Origin of the sequence: Amycolatopsis roodepoortensis (assembly GCF_014873915.1) — a bacterium.
Taxonomy (GTDB): Bacteria; Actinomycetota; Actinomycetes; order Mycobacteriales; family Pseudonocardiaceae; genus Amycolatopsis; species Amycolatopsis roodepoortensis.
Genome location: NZ_JADBEJ010000008.1, coordinates 359298 through 378222 on the forward strand (window position 1 = coordinate 359298; position 18925 = coordinate 378222).

General features: G+C 68.8%; 18 protein-coding genes. 9 read left to right on the plus strand and 9 right to left on the minus strand.

Annotation, left to right across the window (positions count from 1 at the left end; translation table 11 throughout):
* The first annotated feature begins 251 nt into the window (after nucleotides 1–251).
* The 3 genes from H4W30_RS39310 to H4W30_RS39320 are packed head-to-tail and all read left to right on the plus strand — an operon-like array spanning nucleotide 252 to nucleotide 2570.
* Entirely contained in the window at nucleotides 252–902 is a 651-nt protein-coding gene (locus H4W30_RS39310; protein WP_192747366.1) for a hypothetical protein, read from the plus strand.
* Nucleotides 903–921: 19 nt separating this feature from the next.
* Entirely contained in the window at nucleotides 922–1572 is a 651-nt protein-coding gene (locus tag H4W30_RS39315) for an NAD(P)H-binding protein (RefSeq protein ID WP_192747367.1), read from the plus strand.
* Between the two features lie 50 nt (nucleotides 1573–1622).
* Nucleotides 1623–2570: a ribose-phosphate diphosphokinase gene (locus H4W30_RS39320; RefSeq protein ID WP_192747368.1), complete on the plus strand. Its 948-nt coding sequence runs from the start codon at nucleotides 1623–1625 to the stop codon at nucleotides 2568–2570.
* Here the strand turns inward: H4W30_RS39320 and H4W30_RS39325 are convergent.
* Nucleotides 2567–3871: a D-arabinono-1,4-lactone oxidase gene (locus H4W30_RS39325; protein ID WP_192747369.1), complete on the minus strand. Its 1305-nt coding sequence runs from the start codon at nucleotides 3869–3871 to the stop codon at nucleotides 2567–2569. The two genes, H4W30_RS39320 and H4W30_RS39325, sit on opposite strands and share 4 nt — an antisense overlap.
* 89 nt (nucleotides 3872–3960) lie before the next feature.
* On the opposite strand from H4W30_RS39325, the gene H4W30_RS39330 reads away from it, so the two are divergent.
* On the plus strand, nucleotides 3961–5145 hold the full coding sequence (locus tag H4W30_RS39330) for an amino acid deaminase/aldolase (RefSeq protein ID WP_192747370.1): 1185 nt from the start codon (nucleotides 3961–3963) through the stop codon (nucleotides 5143–5145).
* A 504-nt stretch (nucleotides 5146–5649) separates the two neighbouring features.
* Here H4W30_RS39330 and H4W30_RS39335 read toward each other — a convergent pair.
* Nucleotides 5650–6294 carry a TetR/AcrR family transcriptional regulator gene (locus H4W30_RS39335; RefSeq protein ID WP_063276750.1) on the minus strand — a complete coding sequence of 215 codons (645 nt, stop codon included), beginning with the start codon at nucleotides 6292–6294 and terminating at the stop codon, nucleotides 5650–5652.
* A gap of 126 nt (nucleotides 6295–6420) precedes the next feature.
* Here H4W30_RS39335 and H4W30_RS39340 point away from each other — a divergent pair, with 126 nt between their 5' ends.
* Together H4W30_RS39340 and H4W30_RS39345 are read left to right on the plus strand one after the other, a co-directional pair.
* A complete protein-coding gene (locus H4W30_RS39340) occupies nucleotides 6421–7743 on the plus strand; it encodes a GH1 family beta-glucosidase (RefSeq protein WP_192747371.1) in 1323 nt (440 codons plus the stop codon).
* Nucleotides 7736–8992 (plus strand): MFS transporter, encoded by a 1257-nt coding sequence (locus tag H4W30_RS39345; protein ID WP_192747372.1) that lies wholly within the window; start codon nucleotides 7736–7738, stop codon nucleotides 8990–8992. The genes H4W30_RS39340 and H4W30_RS39345 overlap by 8 nt, the downstream gene beginning before the upstream one ends.
* A 311-nt stretch (nucleotides 8993–9303) precedes the next feature.
* On the opposite strand, the gene H4W30_RS39350 is transcribed toward H4W30_RS39345, so the two are convergent.
* Together H4W30_RS39350 and H4W30_RS39355 are read right to left on the minus strand one after the other, a co-directional pair.
* Nucleotides 9304–9702 carry a hypothetical protein gene (locus tag H4W30_RS39350; protein ID WP_192747373.1) on the minus strand — a complete coding sequence of 133 codons (399 nt, stop codon included), beginning with the start codon at nucleotides 9700–9702 and terminating at the stop codon, nucleotides 9304–9306.
* A 13-nt stretch (nucleotides 9703–9715) separates the two neighbouring features.
* A complete protein-coding gene (locus H4W30_RS39355) occupies nucleotides 9716–10090 on the minus strand; it encodes a hypothetical protein (RefSeq protein ID WP_126732592.1) in 375 nt (124 codons plus the stop codon).
* Between the two features lie 423 nt (nucleotides 10091–10513).
* Here H4W30_RS39355 and H4W30_RS39360 point away from each other — a divergent pair, with 423 nt between their 5' ends.
* Both H4W30_RS39360 and H4W30_RS39365 read left to right on the plus strand, forming a co-directional pair.
* Nucleotides 10514–11821 carry a helix-turn-helix domain-containing protein gene (locus H4W30_RS39360; RefSeq protein WP_225950931.1) on the plus strand — a complete coding sequence of 436 codons (1308 nt, stop codon included), beginning with the start codon at nucleotides 10514–10516 and terminating at the stop codon, nucleotides 11819–11821.
* Complete coding sequence (locus H4W30_RS39365; protein ID WP_378234474.1) at nucleotides 11781–12719, plus strand: phosphotransferase family protein; 939 nt, start codon at nucleotides 11781–11783, stop codon at nucleotides 12717–12719. Before H4W30_RS39360 ends, H4W30_RS39365 begins: the two co-directional genes overlap by 41 nt.
* Before the next feature lie 212 nt (nucleotides 12720–12931).
* Here the strand turns inward: H4W30_RS39365 and H4W30_RS39370 are convergent, their stop codons facing one another.
* Nucleotides 12932–14941 carry a tetratricopeptide repeat protein gene (locus H4W30_RS39370; protein WP_318780757.1) on the minus strand — a complete coding sequence of 670 codons (2010 nt, stop codon included), beginning with the start codon at nucleotides 14939–14941 and terminating at the stop codon, nucleotides 12932–12934.
* A gap of 278 nt (nucleotides 14942–15219) precedes the next feature.
* On the opposite strand from H4W30_RS39370, the gene H4W30_RS39375 reads away from it, so the two are divergent.
* On the plus strand, nucleotides 15220–15786 hold the full coding sequence (locus tag H4W30_RS39375) for a dihydrofolate reductase family protein (RefSeq protein WP_192747376.1): 567 nt from the start codon (nucleotides 15220–15222) through the stop codon (nucleotides 15784–15786).
* A gap of 105 nt (nucleotides 15787–15891) precedes the next feature.
* On the opposite strand, the gene H4W30_RS39380 is transcribed toward H4W30_RS39375, so the two are convergent.
* The 4 genes from H4W30_RS39380 to H4W30_RS39395 form a co-directional block, all read right to left on the minus strand.
* Nucleotides 15892–16923, minus strand: a complete 1032-nt coding sequence (locus H4W30_RS39380) for a copper resistance D family protein (RefSeq protein ID WP_192747377.1) — start codon at nucleotides 16921–16923, stop codon at nucleotides 15892–15894.
* The gene (locus H4W30_RS39385) at nucleotides 16920–17483 is read right to left on the minus strand and encodes a copper resistance CopC family protein (protein ID WP_192747378.1); all 564 of its coding nucleotides are present in this window, start codon (nucleotides 17481–17483) and stop codon (nucleotides 16920–16922) included. Before H4W30_RS39385 ends, H4W30_RS39380 begins: the two co-directional genes overlap by 4 nt.
* Nucleotides 17484–18245 carry a YcnI family copper-binding membrane protein gene (locus H4W30_RS39390; RefSeq protein WP_192747379.1) on the minus strand — a complete coding sequence of 254 codons (762 nt, stop codon included), beginning with the start codon at nucleotides 18243–18245 and terminating at the stop codon, nucleotides 17484–17486.
* Nucleotides 18246–18313: 68 nt separating this feature from the next.
* Nucleotides 18314–18805 carry a hypothetical protein gene (locus H4W30_RS39395; RefSeq protein ID WP_192747380.1) on the minus strand — a complete coding sequence of 164 codons (492 nt, stop codon included), beginning with the start codon at nucleotides 18803–18805 and terminating at the stop codon, nucleotides 18314–18316.
* Nucleotides 18806–18925 lie beyond the last annotated feature (120 nt).

Consider the following 18925-nt stretch of genomic DNA (forward strand, 5'->3'; position numbering starts at 1 on the left):
GTCGTCCGTGACCGTTCGGAGACGCCGGGTGACACCACTCACCTCCGCCTCACTCGGTTGGCGGCACGTAGGACTGAAGTCCGATGACCGCCTACCGACCGGTCACCGATGACAAGGTGCCGCCGATCGCAGCCACTCCCGTTGTCCGGCGCCGTCGCCTCTCCGCCCTGTTAGACAGTTCATGTGCCGCTTCCACCGAGGTGGCACGGGATGAAGAGCCCTAGGGAAACCAGGTTCGAAGGAGGCGGAACGTGGCGGCTACACCGAACATGGAGAGCTCGACGGTCGCCGGTGGCGCGAAGCGCAGCCGGTCACTGCCGAGCCGGGTGGTGCCGCCGATCGAACTGCCCGCGAGCGTCGGGGAGCTTTCGCGCAAGGCGGCGGCCCTGCTCGGCTGGAACGGCATCGTGTTGCCGGAGACCACCGTGCTCGGCCGCAAGATCTGCGTGGTCGCCCGGCTCCGTACCGACGTGCACGCCGAGCGCATCGCGATGGGCATGGGTCCCGTCGTCGATCGCGCCACCGTCGACACCTGGACATGGCCAGAGCTGGCCGCGACCGCACCCGCGCCGGCCGCCGAGATCATCGGCGTCCTCGCGGTCGCCCGGCACTGGCGCACCGCGATGGCCTCCGCGGTTCCGTTCGCACGTTACGGCGAGGCCGCGATGGTTCTCCCATCGCCTGCCGTACTGACGGAAGACTACGTCGGCAACTGCCTGCCGCGTGCCCGCGCGTACGGGCTCGGCATCGTCACCGCCGACCCCAACGCCCTCGCCGACCTCGACCTCGAGGGCCACGGCGAGCGCATGATCCTCGACGAGGACCCGGTCTCGCGCCTGGTCAACGAGATCGTCTACGACCAGCTGCTCCGCGAAACCGAGCTCCCTGCCGAAGTGGACTGAACGCGCTACCGTCGGGCCCATGCGAGTAGTCATTGCGGGTGGACACGGACAGATCGCGCTGAAGCTGGAGAAACTCCTCTCCTCGCGCGGTGATCAGGCGGTCGGGATCGTGCGCAATCCCGATCACGTCGCCGATCTCGAAGCGGCCGGTGCCGAAGCCGTCGTGCTCGACCTGGAACAGTCCGATGTGGACGCCGTCGCCAAGGTGCTCGACGGCGCCGACGCCGCCGTCTTCGCGGCGGGCGCCGGGCCAGGCAGCGGCACCGCTCGCAAGGACACTGTGGACAGAGCGGCCGCGGAACTCTTCGCGGCCGCCTCCGAGCGGGCGGGCGTCCGCCGGCACATCCAGGTCGGCTCCATGGGCGCGGACAAATGGGAGACCGCGGACGTCCCGGACGATTTCCGGATCTACCTCAAGGCCAAGAAAGCGGCCGAAGACGATCTGCGCGCCCGCGATCTCGACTGGACGATCCTCCGGCCGGGACAGCTCACCAACGACGAGGGCACCGGCACGATCAGGATCGCCGAATCCACCGGACGCGGGCCCATTCCCCGGCAGGACGTCGCCGCGATCCTCGTCGCGCTGCTCGACACCCCGTCGACGGCGGGCCGCGTCCTCGAAGCGATCTCGGGTGATACTGCTATCTCTCAGGCCTTTTCCGCTCTGTGAAACCGTAGTGTGTGGCCGTAATCCGTCTTTTGAATGAACGGAGTAGGTCCTTGCGCGAGGACATCGCGGTCTTCAGCGGCAGCGCACATCCCGAGCTGGCCGAAGAGATCTGCGCCAATCTCGGCGTTCCACTGCATCCCGTGAAGGTGCAGCGGTTCGCCAACGACTGCCTCGAAGTCCAGCTCGAAGCCAACTGCCGCGAGCGGGACGTCTTCCTGATCCAGCCGCTGGTGCGGCCGGTGCAGGAACATCTCGTCGAGCTGCTGCTGATGCTGGACGCCGCGCGGGGCGCTTCGGCCAAGCGGATCACCGTCGTCATGCCGCACTACTCGTACGCTCGCTCGGACAAGAAGGACGCGCCGCGGATCTCGATCGGCGGCCGTCTCGTCGCCGATCTGATGGCGACCGCCGGAGCCGATCGGGTGCTCGCGATGACGCTGCATTCGCCGCAGGTGCACGGCTTCTTCAGCGTCCCGGTCGATCACCTGCACGCGTTGCAGGAACTGGCGAAGCACTTCCGCCAGTACGACCTCTCCGCGACCACCGTCGTTTCGCCGGATCTCGGCAACGCCAAGGAGGCCGCGCATTTCGCCCGGCTGCTCGGCGTCCAGGTCGCCGCCGGCGCGAAGCAGCGCTTCGCCGACGACAGGGTCGAGATCAGCTCGGTGATCGGTGAGATCACCGGCCGCGACGTGATCGTCCTCGACGACGAGATCGCCAAGGGCAGCACCGTGATCGAACTGCTCTCCAAGCTGCGCGAGCTGAAGCCGCGTTCGATCCGCGTCGCCTGCACGCACGGCCTCTTCTCCAGCGGCGCGCTGAAGCGGATCGGCGAGCAGGACGACGTGCTGGAAATCGTCTGCACGAACACGGTGCCGATCCCGCCGGAGGAGCAGAGCCCGAAGCTTCGGGTCCTTTCGATCGCGCCCGCGCTGGCGGAGGCGATACGCCGGATCCACAACGGCGAATCGGTCAGCGCGCTGTTCGAGACCGCCTAGACGGTGCCGAGGACCCGGTCGAGGTAGGTGTTCGTGAAGACCCCGGCCGGGTCCACCTCCTTGCGGACCCGCAGGAAGTCGTCGAAACGCGGGTACCGCGAGCGCAGCGTCGCGGCGTCGAGGTCGTGCATCTTGCCCCAGTGCGGGCGGCCGCCGACCTGGCCGACGATCGACGCGAACCCGGCGAAGTACTCGCGGTAGGGCATGCCGACGAACTGGTGGATCGCGATGTAGGCGGAGTCGCGGCCGTTCGCGGTCGAAAGCCAGATGTCGTCCGCGGCGGCGACGCGCACCTCGACCGGGAACGCGACCGGGTTCTCCAGTTTCGGGACGAACGCGCGGAGCTCGGAGAAGACGTCGTGCAGCGCTTCGCGGGGGATCGCGAACTCCGACTCGACGAACCGCACGCCGCGATGGGTCACGAAGACGCGGTGCGACGTGTCGCTGTACTCTCGGGCGGAGAGGATGTTCGAGGCGAACCGGCCGAGCGGCTGGACGAGCTTCGGCACCGCGCGGCCGAGACGGCACAGGCCGCCGAACGCGACGTTCTCCGTGACCTCGTAGTCGACGAATTCCTTCAGCCTGGTCAGCGGGCGGCGTTCACTGCCCGCTGGTAGCCGATTGTTGCGCTTGACCAGAGCGTTCTTGCCGTAGGGGAACCAGTAGAACTCGAAGTGGTCGTTCTCGTCGGCGAAGCGGTCGAAACCTTCGAGGACCTGTTCGAGTGGTTCCGGCCGCTCCTGGGCGAAGAGCAGGAACGAAGGTTCACACTGCAGGGTGACCGTGCTGATGACGCCGAGCGCGCCGAGCCCGACCCTCGCCGCCGCGAAGAGATCGGGGCGTTCGTCCGCCGAACAGGTGACCACGGTGCCGTCGGCGAGCACGAGTTCGAGCGCGGCGATCTGGGTGGCGATACCGCCGAGCCGGGCGCCGGTGCCGTGGGTGCCGGTGGAGATCGCGCCCGCGACGGTCTGCGCGTCGATGTCGCCGAGGTTGGTCATGGCGAGACCCAGCGCGTCGAGTTCGGCGTTGAGCTGCTTGAGAGTGGTGCCCGCACGGACCGTGACCAGGCCTTTCCCGACGTCGGCAGACGCGATGCCGGTCCAGCCGGTCAGGTCCATGGCGTCCGAGTTCGCGGCGGCGATCGCCGTGAAGGAGTGGCCGCTGCCGAGCGGGCGCAGGCGCCTTCCGTCCGCGGCGGACCGGATGATCGCCTCGGCGATCGCGGCCGTGTCCCGCGGCCGATGCACACGCAGCGGCGACGCCGTCGCGGTGCCGGCCCAGTTGCTCCACCGTGTCATGCGCCCACCTATTCCGAGAGGCTGTGAGTGCCGAAACAGTAAGTGAATAGTATTCGCGTTTCAAGCCCTTCTGTCGTACCTTAGTTCGGGTGACCAGTGCGACGGTGTACGACTTGGCGACGAAGGACCTGGATCCTCCGTTCGCGGTTGTCGACTTGGATGCGTTCGACGCGAACGGCGCCGACCTGCTGCGGCGGGCGAACGGCAAACCGATCCGCGTGGTCAGCAAGTCCGTCCGCTGCCGGTATCTGCTGATGAGGGTGCTCGCGCGGCCCGGTTTCGAAGGCCTCATGTGCTACTCGCTCGCCGAAGCCGTCTGGCATGTCGAGCAGGGGACTTCCGAGGACATCGTGGTGGCGTACCCGACCGCCGACCACGGCGCCCTGCGGCGGCTGGCGGCGAACGACCGGGCGCGGGCGGCGATCTCGATCATGGTCGACTCGCCCGAACATCTCGACCTGGTCGACGCGGCGCTGGGGCAGGGGCATCCGGACATCCGTGTCTGCCTGGAGCTCGACGCTTCCTGGCGGCCGCTGCCCGGGGTGCACGTCGGCACCCGGCGCTCGCCGGTGTTCAGCCCGCGCCAGGCCGCGGATCTGGCGCGGACCATCTTGTCCCGCAAGGGTTTCCGGCTCGTCGGGATGATGGCGTACGAAGGTCAGATCGCCGGGCTCGGCGACGCGGCGGGCGGCGGCGTCAAGAACTCGCTCATCGGGTGGATGCAGCGGAAGTCCATCGCGGAAATCGCGAAACGCCGCGCGGCCGCGGTCCGCGCGGTGCGGGCCCTGGCGGATCTGGAGTTCGTCAACGGGGGTGGCAGCGGCAGTGTCGAATCGACCGGCGCCGAAGCGGCCGTCACCGAGATCGCGGCCGGATCGGGCCTGATCGGGCCGACGCTCTTCGACGGCTACGCGCATTTCTCGCCGCGCCCGGCCGCGATGTTCGCGCTGCCCGTCGTCCGGCGCCCGGCGCCGAAGGTCGCGACGCTCTTCTCCGGCGGCTACATCGCTTCGGGCCCCGCCGAGTCTTCGCGGCTTCCGACGCCTTACCTGCCCGAAGGCCTTTCGCTGCTCGGATTCGAAGGCGCCGGCGAAGTCCAGACCCCCGTCTCCGGCGAAGCCGCCCGGCACCTGCGTCTGGGCGACCGCGTCTGGCTGCGCCACGCGAAGGCGGGCGAACTCGCCGAACGCTTCACGCACTACCACGTCGTCGTCGGCGACCGCGTCGACCGAACCGTCCCCACCTACCGAGGCGAATCCCAAAACTTCGGCTGATCCGCGCGACCCCACCCCCCACCCATCCCTGGGGGGCGCGCCCCGCACCAGCGTATCGGGAGGGGGTGTCGGGGGAGGCGGTTCCGAGGGGTGAGGGGCCGGGTTGTCCACAACTGTGGGTGGGTGTGGACAGCTTGTGTGGATAAGTCGGTATGGCCAGGTCAGGGTGGGTGGAAGCGTGGCTGTTGGTGGTTGTGTGACTGGTGGGGCGTCGGGTTCGGGCATCGGTGGACACGAATGGAGCAAGGGGGATCCGCCGGTGACGCGAAGGGCACCTTCGGGACGTTGAGCGTCTCGAAGGTGCCCTTCGCGACGTCCGGACAGCGGCGCCGGGAGTCCACAGTGGACTGAAGGAGAGTGATACCCGGGTGGGACGAGCTGAGCGTCCCCAATGTCGCATCAGGGACGCTCAGCGACTCGAATGCGACATTGGAACGTCGGCGAGTCCCGGGAAGTGCCCCAACGAGCGCGGCGAGAGCCCCAGCGAGCCCGCCGAAAAAACGGTCAGGCCTCGCCGAACTTGCTCGCCAGATACCCCTTCACCACGGACTTCGCCTCCGCCACGATCCGCTCGTCGCCTCGCGGGTCCCGCCGGAAGGCCAGCTTAAGCAGCGCGTCCGCGGTCTCGTTCGCGATCGTCAGCGCGAACCGGATGTCGTCCGGCGGCGACTGGATCCGCGCGGCGAGCACGTCGGTGAGCGCGTCGACGATGACGGCGTTGTTGTCGCGCGTCTCGTCGAGGAGCTGCCGGTCCACGACGTCACCGAAGTGGACCTTCGAGAAACCGGGTACCTCGCGGTGCATCGCGAGGTAGATGTCGAGGATCGAGTCCACGACGTCCCACCAGTGTTCGGGCGCGAGTTCGTTCAGCGTCTCCGATACCGAGGCGACGAACCGTTCGAGGTTCCGCTGCGTCAGCGCCTGCACCACGGCCCGCTTGTCGGGGAAGAACTGGTACAGCGAACCGACGGCCACGCCGGCGCGCTTCGCGATCAGCGTGGTCGTCAACGCGTCGTAACCGAGTTCGTCGATCAGCTGGGCGCTGGCGTCGAGCATCTGCTCCACCCGCTTGGCGCTGCGCTGCTGAACGGGCTGCCGCCGGAGCGGAGTCGTCTCCGCTTGCGGTTTCGCGGCCTGGATGTCGGACACTCGGGCTCCTCCTTCGCTGATCTGCGACTTTATCGTGCCGACAGGGTTCCCCCCGGTCGAGTGAAGGCATAGTATCTGAGAACTTTTCATGTTCGGCCGAGTCTGAAGAGGAAAGGTGCGTAGCCGGTGGAGAATCCGACCTTCCCGTCCGAATTCCTGTGGGGTGTTTCGACCTCCGCCTTCCAGATCGAGGGGGCGACCGGGGAAGGCGGCCGAGGACAGTCCATTTGGGACACTTTCACCGAAACGGAGGGAAAGATCGCGCGGGCTGAGCACGCCAAGGTAGCGGCCGATCACTTCCACCGCTACTCCGAGGACATCGCGCTGATGGCCGAACTCGGCGTCGGCGCCTACCGGATGTCCTTCGCCTGGCCCAGGATCCAGCCCGGCGGCGAAGGCAAGCCCAACGCCGAAGGCCTTGCCTTCTATGACAAGTTGCTCGACGAAGTCTGCGCCGCCGGTATCGCGCCTGCCGGAACGCTCTTCCACTGGGACCTCCCGCAAGCGCTCGAAGACAAGGGCGGCTGGCTTTCCCGTGATACCGCCGAACGCTTCGGCGAGTACGCCGCCATCGTGGGCGAACGGTTCTCCGATCGGGTGAAAATGTGGATCCCGCTCAACGAGCCCATGGTCATGTCGATCTTCGGCTACGCGATCGGCGAATACGCGCCCGGCAAAACGCTCCTGCTCGACGCCTTGCCCACCGCGCACTACCAGAATCTCGCCCACGGTCTCGCCGTCCAGGCCCTCCGCGCCGCCGGAGCCCGCAGCGTCGGCACGGCCAACAACCATTCCCCGATCTGGCCCGCCTCCGATTCGCCGGAGGACAAGGCCGCGGGCGAATGGATCGACGCCCTCATCAATCGCACCTACGCGGATCCGGTGCTACTCGGCCGATACCCCGAACAAGTCGTCGAGCATCTGCCCGCGGGCTTCGCCGACGATCTGCCCACCATCGCGCAGCCACTCGACTTCTACGGGGTGAACTACTACGAGCCGCAGGGCGTCGCCGCGCCCGGCGAAGGCAATCCGCTTCCCTTCGAGCTTCGCGCGATCGAGGGATATCCCATGACCACCAACGATTCGCCGATCGTCCCGCACGGGCTGCGCGAGCTGCTCGTCGGTTTCCACGAGCGCTACCGCGAGCATCTGCCACCGGTCTACATCACCGAAAACGGGTGCAGTTTCGACGACGTCGTCGCCGAAGACGGGCACGTCCACGACCAGGAGCGCATCGACTTCCTCCACAGTCACCTCGTCGCGGTGCGCGAGGCGATGGACGCCGGCGTCGACATCCGCGGGTACTTCGTCTGGTCGCTGATGGACAACTTCGAATGGTCGAAGGGTTACCAGCCGCGGTTCGGCCTGGTGCACATCGACTACGAGACGCTGAAGCGCACGCCGAAGGATTCCTTCGGCTGGTACCGGGACCGGATCCGTCATGAGTGAGGTCCGGGAGCTGCCCGAGGCGCTCGCCGAGCCGGTCGCCAGGGTCCGCGCGGGCTGGATGAGCCTGCTGTTCTTCGCGAACATCGCGCTCTGGCTCGGGGTCTACGCGCCCATCCAGGTCCTCCTGCCTAAACAGGCCGAACTACTGGACGCTGCCAACAAGGAAGCGGTGTTCAGCCTGGTCACCGGGATCGGCGCGGTCGTCGCGCTGATCGCCAACCCGGCCGTCGGCCTCCTGTCGGACCGCACCTGTTCCGCCCGCGGCCGCCGTCATCCGTGGACGGCGGCCGGGGCGGCGGTCGCCGCGGCCGGGCTGCTCGTCCTCGCGTTCGCGCCGAACGTCGCGCTCATGGTGCTCGGCTGGTGCCTCGTCCAGGCGGGGCTGAACGGGATGCTCGCGATGCTGGTCTCGGCCATCGCGGACCGCGTGCCCGTGCCTCAGCGCGCGCAGGTCGGCGGGCTGGTCGGCATCGCCCAGATGCTCGGGACCGTGCTCGGCGCGGTGGTGGTCGTGGTGCTGCTCGACCTCGCCGGTCTTCCGCTGGGCTACGCGGCGTGCGCGGCCATCGTGCTGGCGGGCGCGGCGGCGTTCGTCCTGCGCACGCCGGACGCGCGGCTGCCGGTCGCGTACCGGCCGTCCGCCCGGACCCGGGACGTGCTCGCGAATCTGTGGATCTCCCCGCGCAGGCATCCGGACTTCGCCTGGGCGTGGGGCTGTCACTTCATGATCGGGCTCGGCAACGCCTTCGGGACGCTCTACCTGCTGTTCTTCCTGAAGGACGCGGTGCACCACGAAGATCCGGACACCGGCCTGCTGATCATGATGGGGCTGTACGGCGCCGCACTCGTCGTCGGCGCGCTCATCGCCGGGCATTTCTCCGACAAATCGGGACGGCGCAAGCCGTACGTCCTCGCCGCGTCGGCGGTGATGGCCGTCGCCGCGGGGCTGCTGGTCGTCTGGCAGAACTGGACGGCCGCACTAGCGGCGTCGCCGTTGCTGGGTGTCGGTTTCGGCGCGTACATGGCCGTCGCGCTGGCGATGCTCACCCAGGTGCTGCCCGCCGCGCAGGACCGGGCGAAGGACCTCGGGGTCATCAACATCGCGAACTCGCTGCCGCAGGTGGTGGCGCCGATGCTGACCGCGCCGATTTTGGCCTACCTGGGCGGATATCCGAGCCTCTTCGCGGCTTCGGCGCTGTCCACCGTCATCGCCGCGGTGCTGGTCACGCGGGTGAAGGGCGTCCGCTAGAACGTTGGAGACCGCGGACCGGTGCCGGTCGGGGGAGGGGAGTGCAACGGCACCGGCCCGCGGGGTTCGGGGGATGGCAGCGCGCTCCGGGGCAGGTATCGCGCTGCGTTTGTGATCATCAACCTAGCGACCGATTACTGCCTTCGCTAGGTGTTCTGCCGATAATTTTCGATTAATCGCGGTGGGGACCGGAGTGATTACCGAGAGCGGCTCAACGCGTTCGGGGGTACGCGCGAACCGCCGCCGGCGAAGGCGAGATCGTGGCGTGGTTGCCGAGGGGGCGCTCGGACCGCCGTTCACTCGCCGGTCTTTCAAGCTGTGATGGGACGACGCGGGTTGATCAGCGCGTGCCTGCCGGTGGTTTCGGCCGGGCTCACGCGGCTCTGCCCCGGAACGCGGCGCCGGCGGTCCTGGGAGGCCGCGGTCTGCTGGGGCGCGAGGCCGCCGGCGACCAGGTGCTCGTGCGCGACCTGCCATACCGAGCAGGGGGCCTTGCACTTGTGCCAGCGGGTCGAGCAGGTGGGGCAGTCCCCGCGCTCGTCGGGCTCGTGCGCCAGGAGCATCGCGCGCCAGCCTTCGGTCAGGCGGGGGAGCTCCGAGCGGGCGACCGAGACGAGCGACTGGGCGTCCGCCCGGTTCGCGAGATCGGAGAGCATGTCGAGGCGTTCCCAAACCGCGTTGCGGAGGACTTGCCCTAGGACCTGATCCACGGAGAACTCACCGTTACCTTTCCGCCATCTTGGCGGCTTCGTTGAGCGCTGCCCTGAGCTGGCCGAGCTGGCCGGACGTCAGGCGCGCGGTCTCTCCCGGCGGCGAGACGAGAACCACCTGGTTGTCTTCGACGAACACGGTGACGGCGCGTTCACGGCTGATGAGATCGCCGCACTGCACGCGCCAGACCAGCTGTCCGCCTTCGTAACGGCGCACACTCGCGGTACGAGGGTCGACCGGGGCGGAAGGGGAGACCGGACGGCCGGCGCCGGGGGCGACGGCGACCGTCTGCTGACCGGCGGGGCCGGCCGCACGCAGGTGGCGCGTGGCCATACCGGGCCGTCCCGCGGTGATGGAGCCTGTTGCGATCGAGTCCACGAACTCCACTGGCTCTTCTCCGCTCTCTCGTTCCACGTCGTCTTCGTTTCCGCGTGTCCGCACCTTTAGGGGGTTCGGAGACTTGGTAGCTCTCTGTGATCGCTGCCGGTGGCCGGTCGGTCACGGAGATCTGACAACTACAGTGATGTGAAACCGAGTGCGATAGAAGGTCGAACCGCCGTCATAGCGGTGACCGGACGGGGTTTCACGGTAAGCGGTCAAACGACTTCTGCCGGGCCGATCACGACGGGCGATCCGGTGTTTCGCACGGTTGAATAGGTGTGCCTACGCTGTTTCTCGACCCCAACGGAACTGTGAGGGGGCGCAATGGACGCCAGTATCGGTGGCGGCGCTGTCGCCGGCTCGGACGCTGCAAGCGGTTCGGGTCGCCAGAGTCACCCCGTGCCACCGGATGCCTGGGAGCAGCCGGAGATGCGAGCCGCACTGGCCACACGGGAGATCTCGTCGGTGTACCGGCTGTTGCGCAAGCACGGTGTTTCGCAGCGTCAGATCGCCGCGATGACCGGCCAGTCGCAGTCCGAGGTGTCCGAGATCCTCAAGGGTCGCCAGGTGATGGCGTACGACGTGCTCACCCGCATCGCTGACGGCCTTGGTGTCCCCCGTGGATACATGGGTCTCGCCTATGACGAGGCGACAGCGATAAAGGTCGTCGGTGCTGCCGACGGCCAGCAGGCGGAGGAGGACGAGTCCGTGAAGCGACGGAGGTTCCTCGCGCACGCCGCCCAGGTCACGATGGGCGCGGCGGTGTTCGGTCCGGAATCGGGTACGTGGTCGGCGGGGCCCGCGAAGACGCCCGCCCCCGGGCGGATCGGCATGACCGACGTCCGCCAGGTGGAAGCCGCGACCAGAGCGCTCCGGTCCCTCGACTACCAGTACGGCGGCGGTTTCTGCCGCGACGCCGTGGTCGCCCAGCTGTCCTGGGGACAGCAGATGCTCGAGTCCAGCGGCACCGAGATGGTCAAGAGCAGGCTGTACGTCGCGCTCGCCGACCTGCACAGTCTCGCGGGCTGGACCTCCTTCGACACCGGCCTCATGGATTCCGCCCGCGGCCACTTCGCGAACGCGCTGGACCTGGCCAAACAGGGCGACAGCCACCCGCTGGTCGCCAACGTCCTCTACCGGATGGGCCGGGTCTACCTGCACAACGACGCCCCCAACGACGCGCTGAAACTGTTCCAGCTCGGCCAGATCGCCGCCCAGGAATCGGGCTCCGAGCTGGCGGTCGCCGTGCTCTGCGCCAACGAGGCCTGGGCCTACGCGATGATGGGCAACGAGGAGCAGGCCACGAAGCTGCTCGGCCGGAGCAAGGACGAGTTCGCCCGCGCCGATCTGGCCGAGGCCGAGTCCTGGGTCAAGTTCTTCACCGAGACCGACGTCTACGCCATGATCGGCACGGTCCACACCGTGCTCGCCGAGAAGAACGCCGAGCACACCAAGTACGCCATCCCGGCGCTCACCAAGGCCGTCGAGTCCTACACCGACGACATGGCCCGCAGCAAGACGTTCATGCTCAGCGCCCTGGCCACGAATCACCTGCTCGAGGGCGATCTCGACCACGGCGCGAAGGTGGGCTCGAAGGCCATCGACTGTGCCGAGGGCATCAAGTCGGAGCGGGTGAAGGACCGGATGCGGCCGCTGCAGGTCGAGGCGGAACGCCGCCGGAACAACGCCGACGCCCGTGACCTCGCCGACCGCCTCAACTCGTTCTACGCCGCCTGAGCCGACCGGCCCGGGCGGCCGGTTCACGCCCGCCATCCTGCGCGACGCCCTCGGGCGGACGTGCGATCTGCTGGGCGTGGACCCCGAAGGCGCCCGCCTGCTGAGGTTCACCAACAACGCCGTCTACGAGCTGACGAGCGCGCCGTTCGTCGTCCGGATCGTCGGTTCGACCCGGCTGCGGCATCGCGTCGGCACGGTCGTGCGGGTCGCGCGGCATTTCGAACGGCACGACGTGCCGGCCATCCGCCTCGTTCCGGGCCTCGACCAGCCGCTGCCGGTCGGCGAACATCTCGTGACGGTCTGGTGGAAGGTGCCGGGGACCGGCCGGAAGGCGAAGGCCGCCGATCTCGCCGAGCTGCTGCGCCGGGTCCACGCGCTCGAACCGCCGGAAGGGCTCGCCGAATGGGCGCCGTTCGCCGCGGTCCGCGCCCGCGTTTCGGACGCGGAGGAGCTGGCCGACGGTGACCGGCGGTTCCTGCTCGAACGCTGCGCCGAGCTCGAAGCCGAGCTGGCGACCCTCGACTTCCCCCTGCCCCGCGGCCTCGTCCACGGTGACGCGCACACCGGGAATGTGATCCCGGGGCCGGACGGACCGGTGCTGTGCGATTTCGATTCGTCCTGTGTCGGGCCGCCGGAATGGGATCTGACACCGCTCGCCGTCGGCCGGGAACGGTTCGGTGATCCACCCGCCCGCTATCGCGTGTTCGCGCGGCGATACGGATTCGACGTGACCACCTGGTCCGGGTTCGCGGTACTGCGTGCCATCCGTGAACTGAAGCTCACGACGAGTGTTCTCCCGATTCTCCGCAGTCATCCCAGCGTGCGGGATGAACTGCGGAAACGGTTGAACGATCTTCGGAACGGCCGGACCGGGGCGCGCTGGAACCGGTATCGGTGAGTCACCCGGGAAAGGTATCTGCACGTGCATTCGCCGACGCCGAATGACCGTTCGTCGCTTGTCCGAATTCGCCGATCAATCGGTGACGAATTCGCCCGGGCTAATCACTTCTCCCGGCCCAATGCTCCCCCGAATGTGCAACTTGCAACTACGCTGCGTCATTCGATTCGGCGGGTTCACCCGGTCGCCGGGTACCGATCGGTGGCGTCGGGTCAGAGCTGCTCCAGTCGCGTGCGCAGAGCGTCAGCCTCCGGGCGGCCGAGGCCGACGAGGATGGGCAACGCCCGGTCGTAGAACCGCCTGGCCTCGCCGGTGTTCCCCTCCGCCTCGGCGATCTCGCCGAAGGCGGACAGCGCCCTGGCGACCTCGAACCGCGACCCGCTGGCCTCCATGGTGGCGAGCGACGCCTCGAGTTCGGTCCGCGCGGCCGCGAGATCCCCGGCCGCGGTGAGGGCACGGCCGAGGTCGGTCCGGGCTCGGGCCACGTTGTACGGATCGGCGGCCAGTACCTCGCGGGCGCGGGTGAGGTGCTCGATCGCGGGATCCGGCCGCCCGGCCTTGAGCTGGGTCGAGCCGAGGTTGATCAGCGCGAGCCCGATGTCGTGCGTCCGGTTCCGGCTTTCGCTCAGCCGGTGATCCTCGGTGAACCACTTCACCGCGTCTTCGAGCCTGCCCTGCGCCAGCGCGACCAGGCCGAGCCCCTCCACCGAACGGATCTCGACGACCTCGTCCCCGGCCTTCCGCGCGGCTTCGCGGCCGGCCTCGTAATGCACGACGGCCTCGTCGTACCGGCCGCTGCCGCGGCAGGCGGCGCCACTGCGGTTGTGCATCAGGGCCTCGGCGGAGGCGTTGCCCCACGCCCGCGCGCACCGCACGCCGGCCTGGCTCACCTTCAGGAAGTCCGGATAGTGCTTGCGCAGCAGGAAGAGCGGCCACATCGCGGCGGCGAGCTGCCAGCCGAGTTCCGGCAGCTGCCACGTTTCGGCGGTCTCGACGGCGGCGATCAGGTTCTCGCGTTCCCGTTCGAGCCAGGCGAGTTCTTCTTCGGGGGACTCGAACGACACCGGCGTCGGCGGCCGGTACTCGTACCGGTACGGGATCGGGTCCTGGTCGGGGACCGTCATGACGGTGGTCTTCGACGCCGCGAAGAGGTACCACTCGAGCATGCGGCGCATCGCGATGTCGCGGTCGTACTCGTTGCCCGCAGTCTTCTCCTTGGCGTGCAGCCGCGCGAGGTCGTGGAAGGTGTACCGGTCGTCGCCGCGGTCGATCAGCAGGCCGACGTCGACGAGCTGGTCCAGCAGGTCTTCGGCGACCTCCTCGCGGACGGCGATCGACGCGGCGGCCACGCCGACGCCGAAGTCGGGGCCGGGATGCAGGCCGAGCGCCGCGTACAGCGCGGCCGCGTCCGAGGGGAGTTCGTCGTAGGAGAGGTTGAAGCTGGCTTCCACCGATTGCGCTTCTTTCGTCGACAGCGTGGCCAGTCGACGATATTCCTTCCCCAGCTCGGTGGCGATCTTCTCCAGCGACATCTTCGGCCGCCCCGCGAGCTTGGCGCTGACCGTGGTGAGGGCGATCGGCAGGCCGCCGCACAGCTCGGCGATGGCCCGCGCATGGGCGGCTTCGGCACCGACCCGCTCCTCGCCGACGGCGCGTCCCAGCAGTTCGGCGCTGTGCGTGGAACCGAAGGGGGCCAGCTCGACCAGCCGCGCGCGATGTTCGGTCTGGAGCCTGCCCAGCCGGCGCCTCGACGTCACGATCACGAGGCTTTCGCCGCCGGTGGGCAGCAGCGGAAGCACCTGTTCGGTCGAACCGGCGTTGTCGAGCAGCACGAGCAACGGTCGCTCGGCGGTCGTCGTGCGGTAGAGGGCGGTGAGCTCCTCGACGTCCGCGGGCAGCCCTTCCGGCGGAACACCCAAGGCCCGGAGGAACCGGCCGAGCGCTTCGCTCGCGGAGAGCGGGCCGTTGGTGCTGAAGCCGCCGAGATCCGCCCAGAGGTGCCCGGCCGGGAACCGGTCGCCGAGGTGCCGGGCCCACGCGGTGGCCAGCGCCGTCTTCCCGATCCCGCCCTGACCGCTGATCAGGTGCACCGCCGGTCCGCCGGTGCCGTCCTGGGACAGGAGCTTTTCGAGCAGCGCGAGCTCGGCCGTGCGGTTGGTGAAATGCGCTGGGGCGGGCGGGAGCTCTCGCGGCCCCGAACTCACCTGCCTGGTGAGCTTCACCGCCGATCGCTGGCGCGGTACCTGTGGCGTGCTGACTTCACTTTCACCCGGCAACGGGCCGCCCATCTACCTTCCCCTCTTCGGGTTGACCCCAGCGAACGCGTAGAGCATCCCGGTGCGGGTCCGGACAGGACAGCGAAACCGGGCAAATGCGGCCGGATGGAGCAAGGTGTGTAACAGCTCCGGAAAAAGATCGCGCCACGATGTCGAGACGGGCCGGGCGGCTTCGTCCCCGGGGCGATCGCGGCCGAAGTGCCGCTCGAACCGGAGGGACGGACATGCGCAAGCTCATCGTTCAGCAGTGGGTCACCGTCGACAACATCGCCGCGGAGGAGGACGGCGGCCTGAGCTTCGTGTCGGGTGAGCCCTTCTCCGACAAGACCGAACCGGCGTTCAAGGCGAGCGTGATGGGGCTCGTCGACTCGGTCGACACGATGATTCTGGGCGCGAACACCTATGCCATGTCCAAGGACTACTGGCCCCACGCCGAAGAGCAGGGCGAATACGGCGAGAAGCTCAACAACCTCACCAAGTTCGTCGCGTCGTCCAAACTGGAGGACGCCCCGTGGGGCGGTTTTCCCGCCGCGACCGTGACGCGCGACCCGGCCGCCACCGTCCGCGAGCTCAAGGAACAGGACGGCAAGGACATCTGGCTCTGGGGGAGCTTGACCCTCATGCGGTCGCTGCTGGACGCGGGCCTCGTCGACGAGATCCGGATGATGGTCTGCCCGGTGACCCGCGGCAAGGGGACGCGCGTCTTCGAGGACCGGCGGAGCCTGAAGCCGATCGAGGCCACCGCGTTCGAGAACGGTGTCGTGATCCTGCGCTACGCGGTGGAGAACTAGGGGACGGGGCACGCGCTCCGGTGATCATGTCGCGAAAGCCACTTTCGGGACACCAGACGTCCCGAAAGTGGCTTTCGCGACACGCCACCTCTCAGGTGACTACGCCTAGGTCGTCGGCACGACCGGGGCTCGCGTGAGGACGACGGCGAAGCCGAACGCGAGCCCCATCACGGTCAGTTCCAGCGTCGCCCACGCCGCCAGCGCCGTGCGGTTGTGCCGGATGATCCGCGGCATCAGCTTCCAGCGCGTGTACGCGCCGAGACCCGCGATAACGCCGGTGCACAACAGCTTCAGCAGCACCAGCTGCCCATACGGCGTGGTGAAGACGCCTTCCCAGAAACCGAGCGACGGGTTGAGCGAGATCTCGATGAGCCCGTTGAACAGCCCGGTCGCCGCGCCGAGGATCAGGCACAGCGTCGCCAGCTTGGAGAACCGCGGCAGCGCGTGCGCCAGCAGCGTCCGGTTCCCGACGAGCAGCACCGCCATCGCGCCGAGCCCGCCGGTCCAGGCGACGGCGCTCATCACGTGCAGTTCCATCGAGATCATCGTGTAGTCGTGGTAGTTCCAGTTCGACGCGTGCCCGGTGACCGGCAGCGGCAGCAGCGCGAACAGGCCCAGCCCGACGCGGACCTCGGCGGGCACCTTCTCGCCGTGTTTCAGCGCGAGGACGCCGAGCCCCGCGTGCAGCAGGGCCAGCACCGCGACGATCAGGAGCGCCTTCCCGGCGCCGACGTCGGCGATGTAGCTGCCGACGTCCGACATCGACAGCGTGCTGGAACCCGGGCGGTATTCGGCGGTCTGCAGGATCAGCGCGACGAGCGCGGTGGTCGCCCAGACCAGCGCGGCCGCGACGCCCGCCGGCCGCGCGATCCGCATGATCGGCTCGGAGAGCTTCGGCCGGTCGTAGCCGACCAGCACCGAAAGCAGCGCCAGCCCGATCGTGGCGACCGCCGAGATGTCCAGCAGCACCCGCACGATCGGGATCGAGACCGAGACCACCTCGCTGACCTGCGCGACCCCGGGGACCGGGGCGGTGGCCGTCAGCGCGACACCGATCAGGGCGCCGACGATGCCCGCCGTCACCACGCAGAACAGGACGGCGACGCGGGCTCGCGAGGTGGTCTCGGCCTGGGTCATGAGCCGCTCTTCTCCTTGTCACCCGCGCCGGTGCGCAGCGCCACGGTCAGTCCGACGGCGAGCAGCACGACGGCGCCCGCGATCCACACCCAGATCGGCACGCCGGACGAGCCTTCGCCGCCGGTCGCCGGGGTGGTCTCGGCCTGGCCGGCATTGCTGCGCGCGGCGTCGGCGCTCGCCGGGGTTCCGGTGCCCGCGGCGGTGAGCGTGAAGGGCACCTCACCGGTGACGGCGTGCCCGTCCGCGGACAGGATCCGGTAGCCGATCTTGTACTCGCCCGCCGGGCCGAGCGGCCGCAGCGGCACGGTGACGACGCTGTCGCGGACCTCGACCTGGCCTTCGGCCCACTGGCCGCCGCTCGGTCCGATGACCGCGATCTGGTTGACGTTCGCGTTCTGGACGTACTGGTCGAACGTGAGCGTGATCTTCGCGGGCCCGGCGGCGATCGAAGCGCCCTTCGCCGGGTCCGAGGAGATCAGGACGTTGTGCGCCAGCGCCGGGGTGGCGGTGGCGAGCCACGCCACCCCGGTGATCGCCAGCGCGACGATCGCTTTACGCATTTACTTGGTTCCCTCGGTGTTGCTGGCGGTGGCTCGGCGGGCGCGCAGGGTGGCACCGGCGCCGACGCCGAGGCCGAGCGCACCGACGACCAGTCCCGCGCCGCCGAGCCAGCGGGCGGTGTTGTCGGACGACGAGGACGCGTGGGCCTCCTCGGAAGCCGCCTTCGTGTCGGTGCCGTGGCCGCCGCCGTGCCCGTCGGCGCTCTTCTCGGCGAGCTTCACCGTCGGCGCGGGGTGCTCGGGTTCCTCACCGGAGGCCGGGGTCGGCTGGTTCCACTCGACGACCTTGCCGTTCTCGTAGGTCTGGGTGGCGGGGAACTCGATCGTGTCGACGTTGGTCGGGAACTTGCCCGCGCTGATCTGGAACTCCTGGAACTCGGTGGACCCGGCGGCGATCTTGTTGCCGGGCTCGGCGGTCCAGGAGACCTTGGTGACGGCCTCGGTGATCTGCGTCCCGGATTCGGTGGTCACCGGTGCGGGCAGCTTGGACTTGACGACCTCGGCCTTCCAGCCGGGAAGCGGCTTGGCGCGCACGGAGCTGAGCGCGTACTCGGGCTTGAGAGTGATCTCGACCTTGGTGGTGCCGGCGTCCTTCTCTTCGTTGGGGACGCGGAAGAAGATCGAGCCGTAGCCGCCCTTCGACGGCTGGGGGCCGTAGACGTTGGCGGTGACGTGGGCCGAGGCGATCCCGGCCGAGAGCAGGCCGGTGATCCCGACGGTGGCGGCCAGGAAACCGGCGCGCTTGAAGACGTGCTTGGACACGAAGAACTCCTGAACGTGAATGAGACGGCGGGTTCGGGGACCTCGCCGGTTGGGGGATGAGCTGGGGTTCAGGAGAACAGCGGCGGGCCGCGCCTGCCGTGGACCCGGCGGAGGTCCACGCCGACGAGGTGACCGGGCCCGGCCGGACGGGCGAGCACCGGGGCCGCCACCGCGACGGGCACCGGAAGCGCGTTGAGGATGAAGGGGACCAGCGCGCGCAGGCAGGCGAGGACGCCGAGCAGCAGTCCGTCGGCCTTGGCCAGCAGCAACGCGGTGATCAGCGTGGCGACGACGTGCGCGACGGTCATCGCGAGGCCGCCCGAAACGGGGGCCGGTTCGTCGTGCACGAGTTCGTGCGTGCTCAGCGAACTGAGCACGAGGTGCATCACGACCTGGCCGGCGCCGAGGTCGACGATGGTGGCCAGCGGACCGCGGGCCTTCGCGGCGAGCGCGGCGGCGTTCCAGCCGATCAGCACGGTGAGCAACAACGTCATCGCCGTATCGGGGAGATCGCCGTCCCCGATCATGTGAGCGGTCACGGCCAGCGCCGCGGAGCTCACTCCGAGCAAGCCACCACGCACAGCGCGTAACGCGCTTCGGTGATGGCTGCCTTTACTCACGGGTGAAGGGTATTCGACGCACGTCCGGGTGGTCGATGTCCTCCCGGCTGGTGAGCAGGG